The sequence below is a fragment of the Rhodoferax sp. LS1R11 genome, from assembly GCF_056521395.1.
On the sequence record NZ_JBWMAW010000008.1, the window covers coordinates 150503 to 164909 of the forward strand.

Genomic DNA, 14407 nt, shown 5'->3' on the forward strand with positions numbered 1-14407 from the left:
GCGAAACAGGCAGGGGTCCATGGCGAGGGCAAATGAGTTGAAAAAAAGTTCATGCACATGTTTTGTGGATAACTTTGTGGAGCACCGCAGGGAAAACAAGCCAATTCCCCATCTGGCAGTGCTTTCAACGCAGTGCCTACTAAATAGGCAGCAGGTATAAGTCACAAAACAAGTGCTTTCAAGCTCTATTTACATAACAGAAAGTTCGCTTGAAACCGGGCCCAAGACCTATTTTTTCAAACCAATTTGAAAATACAAAGAAGCTGCCTGGCCCCATGGCGCAGTGATGAAAGCATTTCTTTTCTCATGCACAGCTTCTGTGGATAAGTTTGTGTACCAGCGCCGGGACAACCCGCCAAAGCCTGATCTGGCGCGGGCTGCAACACGGTGCCTGCCAAACAGGCACTCGGTCAAAGAGCGGCCAGCAAGGCAGGCAAGTCACCCATATGGCCGAACAATTGAGCCGCGCCGGCCGCCAACAGCGCAGGCCCATTCGCCGGAATCGGGCAGTACGCCCACACCGTGGCGCCCGCCGCCACGCCGGCCGTGGTGCCCACCGTGGTGTCCTCGATCACCAGGCACTGGTGGCCTGGCGCATTCAGGTGACGCGCGGCGGCCAGGTAGACGTCGGGCGCAGGTTTGGAGCGTGGCATCTCGTGGCCGCTGAACACCCGACCGGTGAAGAACGCCATCAAACCCACCTGGGTCAGCTGCATTTCCACCTTGAACCGGTCCGCCCCCGAGGCGCAGGCAATGCGCTGGCCGGTGTGGCGGTGCGCCGCCTGCACGGCCGCGTCGGCGCCCGCGATGATCTCCAGGCGCTGCGTTAACTCATGGTTGCGGCGGGTGTAAAAGAGCTGCATCCACGCGTCGGTGAGCGGCTGGCCGGTGTGCGCTTCAATCGCCACGCGCTCGTCACGCACCGACTTGCCGACAAAGAAGCGCATGCACTCCGGCGCTGTCATGGCCCAGCCGCGCTCCTCCAGCATGTCACGCAGGACGGCATTGACAATGGGCTCGCTGTCCACCAGCACGCCATCACAGTCAAACAGGATTGCTTCAAATTTCATAGCATGCTCCGCAAGTTCCATATGGGCTACAGCCCGTTTTTGTTAAAAATATTGGACAAATGACTTCAGGGTGCTGGTCGCTCGCCGCCCAGGGACTGCACCAGTGCCTTGAATTCGGGGGACTGCTGCAGGATGTTGCTCCCCGCCTCAATCAGACGGCTCACGTCCGCACCCGGAATGGAGAACGCCGTGGGAATCTGGAGCAGCCCGCGGCGCCCCAGCGGCTCGGGCGCATCCCGCAGGTTGACGTTGACCACATGAATCTGGGCCTCCGGCGCAAACGAATCGGCGCCGTCGGCCGTGGCGCGGCGCAGTTCACGCCGCCACGCTTGAGCGGTGTCGCTCAGCAGACCCAGCGTTTCCTGTGTGGCCCGCGCGCCGGAGCCAAACAGCAGCGCATCCACCACCTGCGAGGTGCGGGGCACGGTGTCGCTGTCATCAATGCGCTCGGACGGGTCGCGCTCGGCATTCACCGCAATGATCACCAGCTTTTCGATGGCGATTTTGGACGAGCGCCGCACGCTGTCGCGGATGCCGCCGTCGGCCAGCGAGCGGTCCAGCAGGCTGCGCAGGCCCAGGTTGTCGGCCAGGCCACCATCCACCAGGTGGATGTAGGGGCGGACTTTGGCATCCAGGTAGGTGCGCTGGTTGTCTTTGAGCAAGCGCACGCGGTAGTCGCTGGTGGACGAACCGGCAACCTCCCGCGGAGGGCTCGGGCAGTTGGCGTTGTGGTTTTTCAGGGTCATCGGGCTCAGCGCGATCGGCACCGCGGACGAAGCGGCCACGGCAAACGACAGCGGCACACTGGCCAGGTCCGAGCAAATCAGCGCAAACTGGTTCCAGGTGAACTCAAAGCTGGAGCCCAGCGACAGGTCGGTGGCCGAAATCAGCAGGCGCGGCTGGCCGGCGCGGGTGCCCAGATCACCGAAGGTCTTGCCTTCATACAGCGCGTCCAGCCGCTGCGCGAGCAGGTTGCTGCGGCCAAACCAGGGCGACGACAGGTCATGCAGGCGGCCAGGGTGCAGCATGTCGTTGATGAGCGTGTTCTGGAAGTTTTGCCGCAGGTAGGCAGACTCGAAAGTCGAGAAGGTCTTCTCGCCAAAAGCCGCGTAGTAGGCCGCAATGATGCTGCCGCCCGAGACGCCACTGATGACGTCCAGCTCGTCGAGCAGCGCAAATTCGCGCTCATGCCAGCGTACCCGCGTCTGGCGCAAGGCATCGAGCACGCCGTAGCCAAACGCCGCAGCACGCGCACCGCCGCCCGACATGGTGACCACCATCACCATCGAGCGCTCGTCGGCCGCCGGGGCATCCGGCGGCGCGGCTGGCAACGCACGCGCCTGCGGCTGCATCGGCAGGTTTTGCCAGGGGTGCAAACTGGAACACGCCCCGAGCAGGGCGACCGCTGCCGCCGCCATGCCGCAGCGCACCGGACGCATCAACACGTCAATTCCCATGGCCCGCCCCGCCTCAGGGTTTGGTTTGGCGCCGGGCCTTTTGGGCTTCAAGCGTTTCGGTGGGGGCGCCCTGTTTGACCCACTCGGCATACCCACCGTCAACGTGCGCCACGTTGGTCATGCCCATGTCCTGCAAGGCTTTGGTCGCCAGAGCGCTGCGCCAGCCCGCGCCGCAGAACAGGATGAACTCTTTGGACTCGTCGGCGAACAAGGGCTTGTGGTACGGCGAGGCCGGGTCCACCCAGAATTCGAGCATGCCGCGCGGCGCATGAAAAGCGCCCACCACGGTGCCCTCGGCCAGTTCACGGATGTCACGGATATCCACGATCTGCGTCCTGGGGTCGTTCAGGCGGGCCTGAACCTCGGGCACCGAATAGGTCGTGACCTGGGCCATGGCCTCATCGACGAGTTGCTGGTAGCCTTTGGTGATGGGCATGGGGTGCTCCTGGTTGTCGCGATGGAAAAAATGGGCTGACCAGCGAGGGCCACCGCCGCAGTGACATAATCCCGTCCATGATATCGGGAGAGTCTTGAAGCAGTCTCCCTGCATACAAGCGCCGAAGGAGCAACCGCCCCGGAATCTCTCAGGCACAAGAACCGGTATCAGTTCAGCAAACACTCTGAAGAGTGACCGGAGCTAGTCTTCCGGTCCACCGCAGGAGCAAGCGCCCACCGTCCACGGACGGGGTGTGAATCTCTCAGGTCCAAAACAGAGGGGGCGACGGTGTCGAATGTCCGACGCCGTCCCAACCCCCGACTCTTTTTTGGATCTTCCTCATGAAAAAAATAGCTGTTATCGGCGGTGGCATCACGGGCATCACCACCGCGTATGCGTTGGCCAGGCGTGGTTTTACGGTCACCCTGTTTGAGAAACACCGCTATGCCGCGATGGAAACCTCATTTGCCAACGGCGGACAACTCTCGGCCTCCAACGCCGAGGTCTGGAACCACTGGTCCACGATTGTCAAAGGCCTCAAGTGGATGCTCACCCATGACGCGCCCCTGCTGGTGAACCCCAAGCCCAGCTGGCACAAGATATCGTGGTTTGCCGAGTTCATTGCCGCCATGCCGCACTACGAGAAAAACACCATCGAGACGGTGCGCCTGTCGATGGCGGCGCGCGATCACCTGTTTGCCTGGGCGGCACAGGAAGGCATCGACTTTGACCACCAACGCGAAGGCATTCTGCACATCTACCGCGACAAGGCCGGCTTTGACCACGCGGGCAAGGTGTCGCAGATGCTGGCCAAAGGCGGCCTGCAACGCCAGGCGGTCACGCCTGCCGAAATGCGCGCCATTGAACCCACACTGGCTGGCGAGTACTACGGTGGCTATTTCACGCCCAGCGACTCCACGGGTGATATTCACAAATTCACCGCCGGGCTGGCCGCTGCGGCAGAGCGGCTGGGTGTGCGCACGCTGTATGGCCAGGACATCCGCTCGGTGCGCAGCGATGGCAAGCAGGTCACCCTGACCACCGGGGACGGCGCCCACGCCGACACGCTGGTGTTTGACGGCGTGGTGGTGTGCGCAGGCACGGCCAGCCGCGCGTTGGCCGCGCAACTGGGCGACCGGGTCAACATCTACCCGGTCAAGGGTTATTCCATCACCGTCAATCTGCTGGACGCGCAAAGCCAGACCTCGGCCCCGATGGTGAGTTTGCTGGACGACGCCACCAAGCTGGTGACCAGCCGCCTGGGGCAGGACCGCCTGCGCGTGGCGGGCACGGCCGAGTTCAACGGCATGAACCGCGACATTCGCGCCGACCGCATTCGCCCGCTGGTGGAATGGGTGCAGCAATGTTTTCCGGGGGTACGCACCGACAGTGTGGTGCCCTGGGCCGGTCTGCGCCCCATGATGCCCAACATGCTGCCGCGCGTGGGGCGGGGCCGTTCGCCCTGTGTGTTTTACAACACCGGCCACGGCCATCTGGGCTGGACACTCTCGGCCATGACGGCCGACATGATTGGCAACCTGGTGGACAACAGCCTGGGCGCCAAGGCACTGCCCGCCTCCCTGCCCGGCCGCACGCCGGTCTCGGCCTGAGTCACCGGCAGGCGGGTCAGGCCAGCGCGCGCTGGATGATGATTTTCTGCACGTCGCTGGTGCCTTCGTAAATCTGGCACACGCGCACGTCGCGGTAAATGCGCTCGACCGGAAAGTCGCTCACGTAGCCGTAGCCGCCCAGCGTCTGGATGGCGACGCTGCAAACCTTCTCGGCTATCTCGCTGGCAAACAGCTTGGCCATGGCGGCTTCTTTGAGGCACGGACGCCCCGCGTCCCGCAGCGCGGCGGCGTGCCAGATGAGCTGGCGCGCCGCTTCCAACTGCGTCGCGCAGTCGGCCAACCTGAAACCGACCGCCTGGTGGTTGAAGATGGCCGTGCCAAAGCTCTGGCGCTCCTTGGCGTAGGCCAGCGCCACCTCAAAGGCGCTGCGCGCCATGCCCACACTTTGCGCGGCAATGCCGATGCGCCCGCCCTCCAAGGCACCCAGCGCGATTCGGTACCCCTCGCCTTCCGCCCCAATCAGGTTTTCGGCGGGGATGCGGCAGTTGTCAAAATTGATCTGCGCGGTGTCGCTGCTGTGCTGGCCGAGCTTGTCTTCCAGCCGCGCCACCACGTAGCCCGGCGCGTGGGTGGGCACCAGAAAAGCACTCATGCCCTTCTTGCCCGCGCCCTTGTCGGTCACGGCAATGACGATGGCTACATCGCCATTTTTGCCGCTGGTGATGAACTGCTTGACGCCGTTGATGACGTATTCGTCACCGTCCTTGACCGCCGTGGTGCGCAGGCTGGAGGCATCGGAGCCCACATGCGGCTCGGTCAGGCAGAAGGCGCCCAGCATCTGGCCCTGGGCCAGCGGGGTCAGCCACTGCTTCTTCTGCGCTGCGTTGCCATAACGCATCAGGATGGCGTTGACCGGGCAGTTGGTCACGCTGATGGCGGTACTGGTGCCGCCGTCACCGGCGGCGATTTCCTCCAGCACCAGGGCCACCGTCAGGTAGTCCATGTTGGCGCCACCGAACTCCTCGGGCACGCAAATGCCGTAGGCGCCCAACTGGGCCAGGCCCTGGTGGGCCGCCTTGGGAAAATGATGTTCCTTGTCCCACTTCGCGGCGTTCGGCCACAACTCCGCTTGGGCAAAATCGCGCACGGCGTCGCGGATCATTTCCTGGTCTGGGGTCAGCAACATGGGTCAGGCCCGAGGGCATCCGTTCAAAATTTATAAGAAATCGGGCGCTAGCCCAGATACAACGTGCGCTAGCAGCTATCTAATTTATAGCATTTCCAGCGCCACAGCCGTGCCTTCGCCCCCGCCAATGCACAGGGTGGCGACGCCTTTTTTGAGGCCACGGGCCTGCAGCGCGTACATCAGGGTGACCATGATGCGGGCGCCGGACGCGCCAATCGGGTGGCCCAGCGCGCAGGCGCCGCCGTTCACGTTCACGATGTCATGGCTCAGGTTCAGGTCATGCATCAGCGCCATCGGCACCACGGCAAAGGCTTCGTTGACTTCCCACAGGTCCACATCTTTCACGGCCCAACCGGCTTTGGCCAGTGCCTTGTTCACGGCGCCCACTGGCGCGGTGGCGAACCAGTTGGGTTCTTGCGCGTGCACGGCGTGGCTCACGATTTTGGCCAGCGGCTTGAGCCCCAACCTGGCAGCGGTGGACGCGCGCATCATCACCAGCGCGGCCGCGCCGTCGCTGATGCTGGAGCTGCTGGCGGCGGTGATCGTCCCGTCTTTTTTGAACGCGGGCTTGAGGGTCGGGATTTTTTCCAGCTTGACCTTGCCGGGCGCCTCATCGGTGGCAATCACCGTGTCACCGGCACGGCCCTTGACCGTCACGGGTGTGATTTCAGCCGCAAACGCACCTGATGTCGTCGCGGCTTGTGCCCGCTTCACGCTGGTGATGGCGAAGTTGTCTTGGGCTTCACGGGTGAAGCCGTACTTGGCGGCGCAGTCTTCGCCAAAGGTGCCCATGGAACGGCCCGCCTCGTAGGCGTCTTCCAGGCCGTCGAGCATCATGTGGTCGAACATGCGGTCGTGGCCAATGCGGTAGCCGCCACGGGCTTTTTGCAGCAGGTAGGGCGCGTTGGTCATGCTCTCCATGCCCCCAGCCACCACCACGTCGGCACTGCCCGCGACGAGCATGTCATGCCCGAACATGGCCGCGCGCATGCCGGAGCCGCACATCTTGGACAGCGTCACCGCGCCCGCGCTGATGAGCAAGCCGCCCTTGAACCCGGCTTGGCGCGCGGGCGCCTGGCCCTGACCGGCCATCAGGCAGTTGCCGAACAGCACTTCATTCACCGAATCAGGCGCAATACCGGCGCGTTCCACCGCGGCCTGGATGGCGACGCCACCGAGGTCATGCGCCGCAAGGCTTGAAAAATCGCCCTGAAAACTTCCCATGGGGGTGCGCGCGGCACCCACGATCACGATCGGGTCAGACATACCAAACTCCTTGAAGAATAAAAAAGCTGAATAGTTTTAAATCGGGTCAAGTCAACGCGGCTTGATCCCGCACAAACGAAAACCGTCTTTCGCGGTCATACGGAAACACGTCAATCACGTCGCCCGCCTGGATGCGGTCTTTGTGCCCCTGCCAGAAGCTCGCCTCCAGCAGGTCGGCGTGGTGCTTCATGAACACCTGGCGCACGGCCGGGTTGCCCAGCAAAAACGGGCCAAAGGTTTCGGGGAACACATCGCGCGGGCCCACGCTGTACCAGACCTCGCCCGACATCTCGTCTTCTTCGTTTCGGGGCGCGGGCACCTTGCGGAATTTGCAGTCGGTGATGTATTCAATCTCGTCGTAGTCATAGAACACCACCTTGCCGTGGCGCGTGATGCCAAAGTTTTTCCAGAGCATGTCGCCGGGAAAGATGTTGGCTGCCACCAGGTCCTTGATGGCGTTGCCGTACTCGACCACGCCACGCTCGATCTGCTCGCGTGCCCGCACGGCGGCCGGGCCCTCAGCGGCGGCATTGGCACCGCCCGCGTCAAACGCTTCCTGCAGGTAGATGTTGAGCGGAATCATGCGCCGCTCGATGTACACGTGCTTGATGATGACCTCCAGATGGCCATCGCCATCACGGTCGCTGATCTCCAGCTGGCTGGGGGCGAACTTCTCGATTTCCCGGATCAGCTCGTCGTCAAACCGCTCGCGCGGAAACGCCACTTCGCTGTACTCCAGCGTGTCGGCCATGCGGCCGACACGGTCGTGCTGTTTGACCAGCAGGTACTTGCCCTTGATCTGCTCGCGGGTGGTGTCTTTTTGCGGCGGGTAGTAGTCCTTGATGACCTTGAACACATAGGGAAACGAGGGCAGGTCAAACACCAGCATGACCATGCCCTTGATGCCGGGCGCGATGCGAAACTTGTCGCTGGAGTGGCGCAGGTGGTGCAGAAAATCGCGGTAAAACAGCGTCTTGCCCTGCTTGGCCAGGCCCAGCGCGTTGTAGATTTCATTGCGTGGTTTGCGCGGCATCATGCTGCGCAGAAACTGCACGTAGGCGCTGGGGATTTCCATGTCCACCATGAAGTAGGCGCGCGCAAAGCTGAACAGCATCAGCAGGTCGTCTTCGCCAGACAGCACGGCATCAATCACCAGCGTGTCGCCCACCGGCGCATGCAGCACCGGTAGCGCAAACGGAAATTCGTTGAAGCCGTTGATCAGCTTGCCCACGATGTAGGCACCCTTGTTGCGAAAGAACAGGCTGGTCAGCACTTGCACCTGAAAATTGGCGCGCAGCTTGGCCTCCCCCAGCGTGGCGGTCATGGCGCGCACCACATGGCCCACATCACGGGACAGGTCTTCAAACTCGCGGCGCAAGTCAAAGTCGGCCACCATCTCCTCCAGCGCCGTTTGCATGCTGCTGTTGGACGGGTAGTAGGCCCGGTAGGTGGGGCGCTTCTCGGACTCGCCGTTTTCGATGTACTCGGTGCTGACCGCCGGTCGCACAAAAATAAAGTCGTTGTGAAAGTGCGTGCGGTGCAGGATTTTGGTGGTGACTGAATTGAAGAAGGTCTCGGCCAGCTCCGGCTGGTGGTGGTTGACCAGCAGGCCGATGTAATGCAGCTTGACCTGTTGCCAGATGTCCATGGGCTGCTCACCCGCCTTGAACTCTCGCTCCAGCCGGGTGGAGGCCTCGCGCACGCGCAGGTCGTAGAACTCGATGCGCTCCCGCTGGGCCCGTTGCTGGCCATGCCAGTCGGACGTTTCAAACCGGTGCTTGGCGCGGCCCGACTCGGTGCGAAACAACTGGTAATGGCGGTTGAAGCCATCCATCATCGCCTTGGCGATGTCGTAGGCCACCGTGGAGTCAAGACGTTGCGGAAACATGCCCAGGCGCTTTAAAGCAGAATGCCGCCGCGCGGGTAACGCTTGAGGGCTTCGCCAAACACAGTGATGACCTCGTGCGAGCCCTGCATGGTCACGCCCAGGTCCTTGACCAGGCCGTCCTTGAGGCCGTAGCACCAGCCATGCACGGCCACCTTCTGGCCCCGGCCCCAGGCGTCCTGCATCACGTTGGACAGCGCCACATTGCCGACCTGCTCGATCACGTTCATCTCGCACAGCACGTCTTCCTGCTCGGGCACGCTCAAGTGGTCAATACGGCCACGGTGGCGCAGCTTCACGTCATGCACATGGCGCAGCCAGTTGTCGGCCAGGCCCACGCGGGTACCGCGCAACGCGGCCAGCACGCCGCCGCAGCCGTAGTGGCCCACCACCATGATGTGCTCCACCTTGAGGTGGTCCACGGCGTACTGGATGACCGACAGGGCGTTAAGGTCCGAGTGCACCACCACGTTGGCAATATTGCGGTGCACGAACACCTCGCCCGGGTCCAGCCCGGTGATCTCGTTGGCTGGCACGCGGCTGTCGGCGCAGCCAATCCACAGGTACTTGGGGGTTTGCTGATGCGACAGCTGGGTAAAAAACCCGGGCCGCTGCTGCTCCATGCGGGCCGCCCACTGGCGGTTGTTGTCTAGCAGGTTGTGTAGTGATGAAGTCATGGGCGTATTTTCGCCTGCGCGGTCAAACCCGGAGCCTTCAGCAGGTTTCTGCGAACAGTTCCCGGCCAATCAGCATGCGGCGGATTTCGCTGGTGCCCGCGCCGATTTCATACAGCTTGGCATCGCGCCACAAACGGCCCAGCGGGTACTCGTTGATGTAGCCGTTGCCGCCATAAATCTGCACGCCCTCGCCCGCCATCCAGGTGGCTTTTTCGGCGCACCACAAAATGACCGAAGCACAGTCCTTGCGCACCTGGCGCACGTGCTCCACACCCAGCAGGTCCAGGTTCTTGGCCACGGTGTAGGCAAACGAGCGCCCGGCCTGCAGCACGGTGTACATGTCGGCCACCTTGCCCTGAATCAGCTGGAATTCGCCAATGCTCTGGCCAAACTGCTTGCGGTCATGGATGTAAGGCAGCACGTTGTCCATTACCGACTGCATGATGCCCAGCGGGCCGCCGGTCAACACCGCGCGTTCGTAGTCCAGCCCGCTCATCAGCACCTTGGCGCCGCTGTTGAGGCCGCCCAGGATGTTCTGCGCCGGCACTTCCACGTTGTTGAACACCAGCTCGCCGGTGTGGCTGCCGCGCATGCCGAGCTTGTCGAGCTTTTGCGCGACCGAGAAGCCGGGCATGCCTTTTTCAATCAGGAATGCGGTGACTCCGCGGGCACCCAGCTCGGGTTCGGTCTTGGCGTACACCACCAGGGTGTCGGCGTCAGGGCCGTTGGTGATCCACATCTTGCTGCCATTGAGCACGTAGTAGCCGCCCTTGTCTTCGGCCTTGAGCTTCATGCTGATCACATCACTGCCCGCGCCCGGCTCGCTCATGGCCAGCGCGCCGACATGCTCGCCGGTGATGAGTTTGGGCAGGTATTTGCTGCGCTGTTCGGGGGTGCCGTTGCGCTTGATCTGGTTCACACAAAGGTTGCTGTGCGCGCCATAGCTAAGCCCTACCGAGGCAGAGGCGCGGGAGATTTCCTCCATCGCAATCATGTGCGCGAGGTAGCCCATGTTGGCGCCGCCAAACTCTTCACCCACGGTGATGCCGAGCACACCGAGGTCGCCCATCTTGCGCCACAGGTCCATGGGAAACTGGTCGGTTTTGTCGATCTCGGCCGCACGCGGCGCAATCTCGGCCTGGGCAAATTCGCGCACGGCATCGCGCAGCGCATCAATGTCTTCACCGAGTTGGAAGTTCAGTCCGGGCATGTTGTTCATGGTGTCTCCTTTAATTGTTGGGTTCAATACGTTTTGGGCACGGGCATCAGCGTTTGCTGCATCACGGCACAGGCACTTTGCTTGCCATCGGCGTCGATGTGGACGACCTCGGCGGTGGTCACGATCACGCGACGCCCGGCCTTCACCACGCGGCCAGTGGCGTGCAGTTCGCCGCCTTGAAAAGCCGCCATGAAGTTGATTTTGTATTCCAGGGTGACCACCTCCATGCCCGCTGGTGCCAGGGTCAAACCGGCATAACCTGCGGCAATGTCGGCCAGCGCACCGGTGGCGCCACCATGAAAGCCATCCTGCTGCTGCGTCACCTTGCTGGAGTACGGCAGCGCCACCACACACAGGCCGGGCTCCACCCGCACCAGGCGGGCGCCCAGGTGCTGCATCAGACCCTGGCGGTCAAAGCTGTTTTGGACGCGCTCCAAGAGGGTTTCTTCAGGCTGCATGGGTCTTCTTCGGTTTGGTGGCGGTGCTTTTGGCGTCCGGCGGGCTCAGGCTCTTGGCCAGCAGGACTTTGGCTTCGCGCTGGTGTACCTTGAGTTCATCCAGGTTGGCCTGCAGGTCCATCATCTGGGCTTCAAGCTGTTTTTGATGCTCGGCCAGCACCAGCAGGAACTTCTGCAATTGCGGCCCGGTGTCGCGCGGGCTGTCGTACATGTCGATGATGTCCTTGGCCTCGGTCAGGCTCAGGCCCAGGCGCTTGGCGCGCAGGGTGAGCTTCAAGCGGGTGCGGTCGCGCCCGCTGTAGACACGGTTGCGCCCGCCGGGGCCCGAACGCTCCGGCTCCAGCAGCCCCAGGTCTTCATAGAAGCGGATGGCCCGCGTGGTGAGGTCAAACTCTTTCGCCAGATCGCTGATGCTGTAGGTGATTGCCATAATTCAGGATGCCCCAAGGTGACTGCAACCGTAGATGTCCGCATCTACAATGGCCGCCATGGTTGACGTTTACGTAAACGTCAATTATGTCGCAAATCAGGAGCCGCCTTGAATTTACCCGCCACACTCCCCGCCCACGAGCTCGAAAAGCGCCTGCATTACCCCCTGGGGGACACCTTGCCCGCGCCCGGCCAGACCGTGACGGTGGCGCCCGGCGTGAAATGGCTGCGCATGAGCCTGCCGTTTGCGCTCAACCACATCAACCTGTGGCTGCTGCGTGATGAGATTGACGGCCAGGCGGGCTGGAGCGTGGTGGACTGCTGCATCAGCGTGGACGAGGCCAAAGCCCAGTGGGAACAGATTTTTGCCACCGAGCTGGAAGGCCTGCCGATCCTGCGCGTGATCGTGACCCACATGCACCCCGACCACATCGGCCTGGCCCATTGGCTGTGCGAGCGCTGGAACGTGCGCCTGTGGATCAGCGCCACCGACTACGCCATGGCCCGCATCGGCACCGAAGACTCCTCCGGTTTTGGTGGTGAACCGGCCGCCCTGTTTTTTGCTTTGCATGGCCTGAACGACCCGGATTCCGTGGCCAAGATCAAGGCGCGCGCCAACTACTACGCCACCCTGGTGCCCGCCGTGCCGCACCAGTACCGGCGCATGAAAGACGGCGACCAGCTCACCATCGGCGGACGGCACTGGCGCTGCATCAGCGGCTACGGCCACGCGCCGGAACACATTGCGCTGTATTGCGAAGAACTCAAGGTGCTGATAGGCGGCGACATGATGCTGCCGCGCATCTCCACCAATGTGAGTGTGTACGACCAGGAGCCCGAAGCCAATGCGCTGCGCGAGTTTCTGGATTCGATCGACAAATTCAGGGCGCTGCCCGCGGACACCCTCACCCTGCCCGCCCACGGCAAACCCTTCACGGGCCTCTTTGAGCGCATCCAGCAGTTGCATGACCACCACCGCGACCGGCTGGCCGAGGTATTGGCCGCTTGCACCGCGCAGCCTGGCAGCGCCGCCGACATGCTGCCGGTGCTCTTCAAGCGGGTGCTGGACCTGCACCAGACCACCTTTGCCATGGGGGAATCGATTGCCCACCTGCACCTGCTCTGGTATGAGGGCCAGCTGCAGCGCCGCCTGGGCGCGGATGGGGTGTACCGTTTCCAGCGCGTGGCGATTCCGCTACCATGCGCCAATGGCAAAGACTAAAAACGGCAAAACCGACAAGCTCGGCAAGGACGAGTACTACGCACAACTCGCAGAGCTGCAACTGGCGCTCAACGATGTGGCCCGCTGGCTGCAGCACACCGGCAAGCGGCTGATGGTGGTGATCGAGGGACGCGATACCGCGGGCAAGGGCGGCCTGATCACGGCGATGGCCGAGACGCTGAACCCGCGCCAATGCCGCACCGTGGCGCTGTCAAAACCCAGCGACCGGGAGCAGACCCAATGGTATTTTCAGCGCTACGTACCGCACCTGCCGGCCGCGGGCGAAATGGTGCTGTTTGACCGCAGCTGGTACAACCGCGCTGGCGTAGAGCGGGTGATGGGCTTTTGCTCGGAGGCCGAGGTCAAGACGTTTTTGAAACAGGCCCCGGTGTTTGAGCAGATGCTGGTGGATGACGGCATATTGCTGTTCAAGTACTGGCTAACCGTCGACCAGGACAAGCAGGAGGAACGCTTTGCGGAGCGCCTGAGCGACCCGCTCAAACGCTGGAAACTCAGCCCGATTGACCTGCAGGCGCGCGAGAAATACGCTGAATACGGGCTGGCCCGCGATGCCATGCTCAAAGCCACCCACACCGCCCAAGCCCCCTGGGCGCTGGTCGACTTCAACGACCAGCGGCGCGGGCGACTCACCCTGATTCGCCACCTGCTGGATCAAATTCCCGACCACCAGGTGGCCGAGACCTTGATCAAATTCCCGCCGCTGGGACATGAACCGCTCAGCGAGCGCTTCGGCACCCCACTCAAGCCCCTGACCACCAAGGGCTGAACGCGGGCTGGTTACTGCTGGGCGACGGCGCGCTCGGCCAGGTAAATCTCGATACGACGATTCTTGTTGCGGCCCGCGTCGGTGTTGTTGTCACCGATCGGTTCGCGTGAGCCCCGGCCGTCAATCATGATGCGGCGCCCGTCCACACCACGTTTCACCAGGTAATCGCGCGCACTGGCGGCCCGGTTGACGGACAGCGGGTTGTTGATGGCGTCCGAGCCGGTGTTGTCGGTGTGGCCGACGATGCGGATTTCGGTGTTGGGCTGGTTGTTCAGGCCCTGCGCAAACTGGTTCAGGATGGGCTGCAGGTTGGCCTTGATGTCAGAGCGGCCGGTATCGAACGAAATGTCGTTGGGGATGCTCAGCTTGAGCTGGTTGTCCGCCGTCTGCGTCACCGCCACGCCGGTACCGGCCGTGGCCTGCTCCATCGCCGCTTTTTTCTGGGCCATTTGATTGGACCAGATGTAGCCCCCCAAGGCGCCCACACCTGCCCCCAACACCGCGCCGCCGCGGCTGTCGCCAATGGCCGCACCGGCCAAAGCACCCAAACCACCCCCAATGGCAGCGCTGCGCTGTGCATCGGTCATGTTGGCGCAACCGCCGATCAAGACGGCGACAGCGCTCAAGGCCAGGACGGTGGTGCGGCTGCGGGATGCGAGTGTGTTCATGGTTTGTTCCGGTGAGTTGTACATAGGCTGAACTTATAGCACCCGGTGCGGTTTTGTGTTTTGCGGGTTAGCAAAG

General features: G+C 62.7%; 14 protein-coding genes and 2 riboswitches. Of the genes, 3 read left to right on the top strand and 11 right to left on the bottom strand.

Annotated features, from left to right (window positions below; genetic code table 11):
• Window positions 1–410: 410 nt before the first annotated feature.
• The 3 genes from AC097N_RS11690 to AC097N_RS11700 form a co-directional block, all read right to left on the bottom strand.
• A complete protein-coding gene (locus AC097N_RS11690; RefSeq protein WP_479581191.1) occupies window positions 411–1070 on the bottom strand; it encodes an HAD family hydrolase in 660 nt (219 codons plus the stop codon).
• Between the two features lie 65 nt (window positions 1071–1135).
• On the bottom strand, window positions 1136–2527 hold the full coding sequence (locus tag AC097N_RS11695; protein ID WP_479581192.1) for a patatin-like phospholipase family protein: 1392 nt from the start codon (window positions 2525–2527) through the stop codon (window positions 1136–1138).
• A gap of 13 nt (window positions 2528–2540) precedes the next feature.
• Window positions 2541–2963, bottom strand: coding sequence for a rhodanese-like domain-containing protein (locus tag AC097N_RS11700; protein WP_479581193.1), 423 nt, complete (start codon window positions 2961–2963; stop codon window positions 2541–2543).
• Between the two features lie 74 nt (window positions 2964–3037).
• A riboswitch (glycine riboswitch) is annotated at window positions 3038–3137 on the top strand.
• A riboswitch (glycine riboswitch) is annotated at window positions 3138–3250 on the top strand.
• 54 nt (window positions 3251–3304) lie between these two features.
• Between AC097N_RS11700 and AC097N_RS11705 the strand changes: the two genes are divergently transcribed.
• Entirely contained in the window at window positions 3305–4573 is a 1269-nt protein-coding gene (locus AC097N_RS11705; protein ID WP_479581194.1) for a D-amino acid dehydrogenase, read from the top strand.
• 16 nt (window positions 4574–4589) lie between these two features.
• Here the strand turns inward: AC097N_RS11705 and AC097N_RS11710 are convergent, their stop codons facing one another.
• The 7 genes from AC097N_RS11710 to AC097N_RS11740 form a co-directional block, all read right to left on the bottom strand.
• The gene (locus AC097N_RS11710; RefSeq protein WP_479581195.1) at window positions 4590–5720 is read right to left on the bottom strand and encodes an acyl-CoA dehydrogenase family protein; all 1131 of its coding nucleotides are present in this window, start codon (window positions 5718–5720) and stop codon (window positions 4590–4592) included.
• Between the two features lie 84 nt (window positions 5721–5804).
• Window positions 5805–6986, bottom strand: coding sequence for an acetyl-CoA C-acyltransferase (locus tag AC097N_RS11715; protein WP_479581196.1), 1182 nt, complete (start codon window positions 6984–6986; stop codon window positions 5805–5807).
• A 46-nt stretch (window positions 6987–7032) separates the two neighbouring features.
• Window positions 7033–8874 (bottom strand): bifunctional isocitrate dehydrogenase kinase/phosphatase, encoded by a 1842-nt coding sequence (gene aceK, locus AC097N_RS11720; protein WP_479581197.1) that lies wholly within the window; start codon window positions 8872–8874, stop codon window positions 7033–7035.
• 11 nt (window positions 8875–8885) lie between these two features.
• The gene (gene can, locus AC097N_RS11725) at window positions 8886–9548 is read right to left on the bottom strand and encodes a carbonate dehydratase (protein ID WP_479581198.1); all 663 of its coding nucleotides are present in this window, start codon (window positions 9546–9548) and stop codon (window positions 8886–8888) included.
• 37 nt (window positions 9549–9585) lie between these two features.
• On the bottom strand, window positions 9586–10767 hold the full coding sequence (locus AC097N_RS11730; RefSeq protein WP_479581199.1) for an isovaleryl-CoA dehydrogenase: 1182 nt from the start codon (window positions 10765–10767) through the stop codon (window positions 9586–9588).
• A 23-nt stretch (window positions 10768–10790) separates the two neighbouring features.
• On the bottom strand, window positions 10791–11225 hold the full coding sequence (locus AC097N_RS11735) for a PaaI family thioesterase (protein ID WP_479581200.1): 435 nt from the start codon (window positions 11223–11225) through the stop codon (window positions 10791–10793).
• Entirely contained in the window at window positions 11215–11655 is a 441-nt protein-coding gene (locus tag AC097N_RS11740; protein ID WP_479581201.1) for a MerR family transcriptional regulator, read from the bottom strand. The genes AC097N_RS11735 and AC097N_RS11740 overlap by 11 nt, the downstream gene beginning before the upstream one ends.
• 108 nt (window positions 11656–11763) lie before the next feature.
• Here AC097N_RS11740 and AC097N_RS11745 point away from each other — a divergent pair, with 108 nt between their 5' ends.
• Both AC097N_RS11745 and ppk2 read left to right on the top strand, forming a co-directional pair.
• Entirely contained in the window at window positions 11764–12876 is a 1113-nt protein-coding gene (locus AC097N_RS11745) for an MBL fold metallo-hydrolase (RefSeq protein ID WP_479581202.1), read from the top strand.
• Window positions 12863–13663 carry a polyphosphate kinase 2 gene (gene ppk2 / locus AC097N_RS11750; RefSeq protein ID WP_479581203.1) on the top strand — a complete coding sequence of 267 codons (801 nt, stop codon included), beginning with the start codon at window positions 12863–12865 and terminating at the stop codon, window positions 13661–13663. The genes AC097N_RS11745 and ppk2 overlap by 14 nt, the downstream gene beginning before the upstream one ends.
• An 11-nt stretch (window positions 13664–13674) precedes the next feature.
• On the opposite strand, the gene AC097N_RS11755 is transcribed toward ppk2, so the two are convergent.
• Window positions 13675–14331 carry a YiaD family glycine zipper/OmpA-like lipoprotein gene (locus AC097N_RS11755; protein ID WP_479581204.1) on the bottom strand — a complete coding sequence of 219 codons (657 nt, stop codon included), beginning with the start codon at window positions 14329–14331 and terminating at the stop codon, window positions 13675–13677.
• Window positions 14332–14407: the final 76 nt, after the last annotated feature.

Bases quoted from the DNA above. Each gene is read 5' to 3' on its own strand.
- AC097N_RS11700 (WP_479581193.1), bottom strand. From the start codon at position 2,963: ATGCCCATCACCAAAGGCTACCAGCAACTCGTCGATGAGGCCATGGCC.
- AC097N_RS11705 (WP_479581194.1), top strand. From the start codon at position 3,305: ATGAAAAAAATAGCTGTTATCGGCGGTGGCATCACGGGCATCACCACC.
- can (WP_479581198.1), bottom strand. From the start codon at position 9,548: ATGACTTCATCACTACACAACCTGCTAGACAACAACCGCCAGTGGGCG.
- AC097N_RS11730 (WP_479581199.1), bottom strand. From the start codon at position 10,767: ATGAACAACATGCCCGGACTGAACTTCCAACTCGGTGAAGACATTGAT.
- AC097N_RS11690 (WP_479581191.1), bottom strand. From the start codon at position 1,070: ATGAAATTTGAAGCAATCCTGTTTGACTGTGATGGCGTGCTGGTGGAC.
- AC097N_RS11695 (WP_479581192.1), bottom strand. From the start codon at position 2,527: ATGGGAATTGACGTGTTGATGCGTCCGGTGCGCTGCGGCATGGCGGCG.
- ppk2 (WP_479581203.1), top strand. From the start codon at position 12,863: ATGGCAAAGACTAAAAACGGCAAAACCGACAAGCTCGGCAAGGACGAG.
- AC097N_RS11715 (WP_479581196.1), bottom strand. From the start codon at position 6,986: ATGTCTGACCCGATCGTGATCGTGGGTGCCGCGCGCACCCCCATGGGA.
- AC097N_RS11710 (WP_479581195.1), bottom strand. From the start codon at position 5,720: ATGTTGCTGACCCCAGACCAGGAAATGATCCGCGACGCCGTGCGCGAT.
- AC097N_RS11755 (WP_479581204.1), bottom strand. From the start codon at position 14,331: ATGAACACACTCGCATCCCGCAGCCGCACCACCGTCCTGGCCTTGAGC.
- AC097N_RS11735 (WP_479581200.1), bottom strand. From the start codon at position 11,225: ATGCAGCCTGAAGAAACCCTCTTGGAGCGCGTCCAAAACAGCTTTGAC.
- AC097N_RS11740 (WP_479581201.1), bottom strand. From the start codon at position 11,655: ATGGCAATCACCTACAGCATCAGCGATCTGGCGAAAGAGTTTGACCTC.
- aceK (WP_479581197.1), bottom strand. From the start codon at position 8,874: ATGTTTCCGCAACGTCTTGACTCCACGGTGGCCTACGACATCGCCAAG.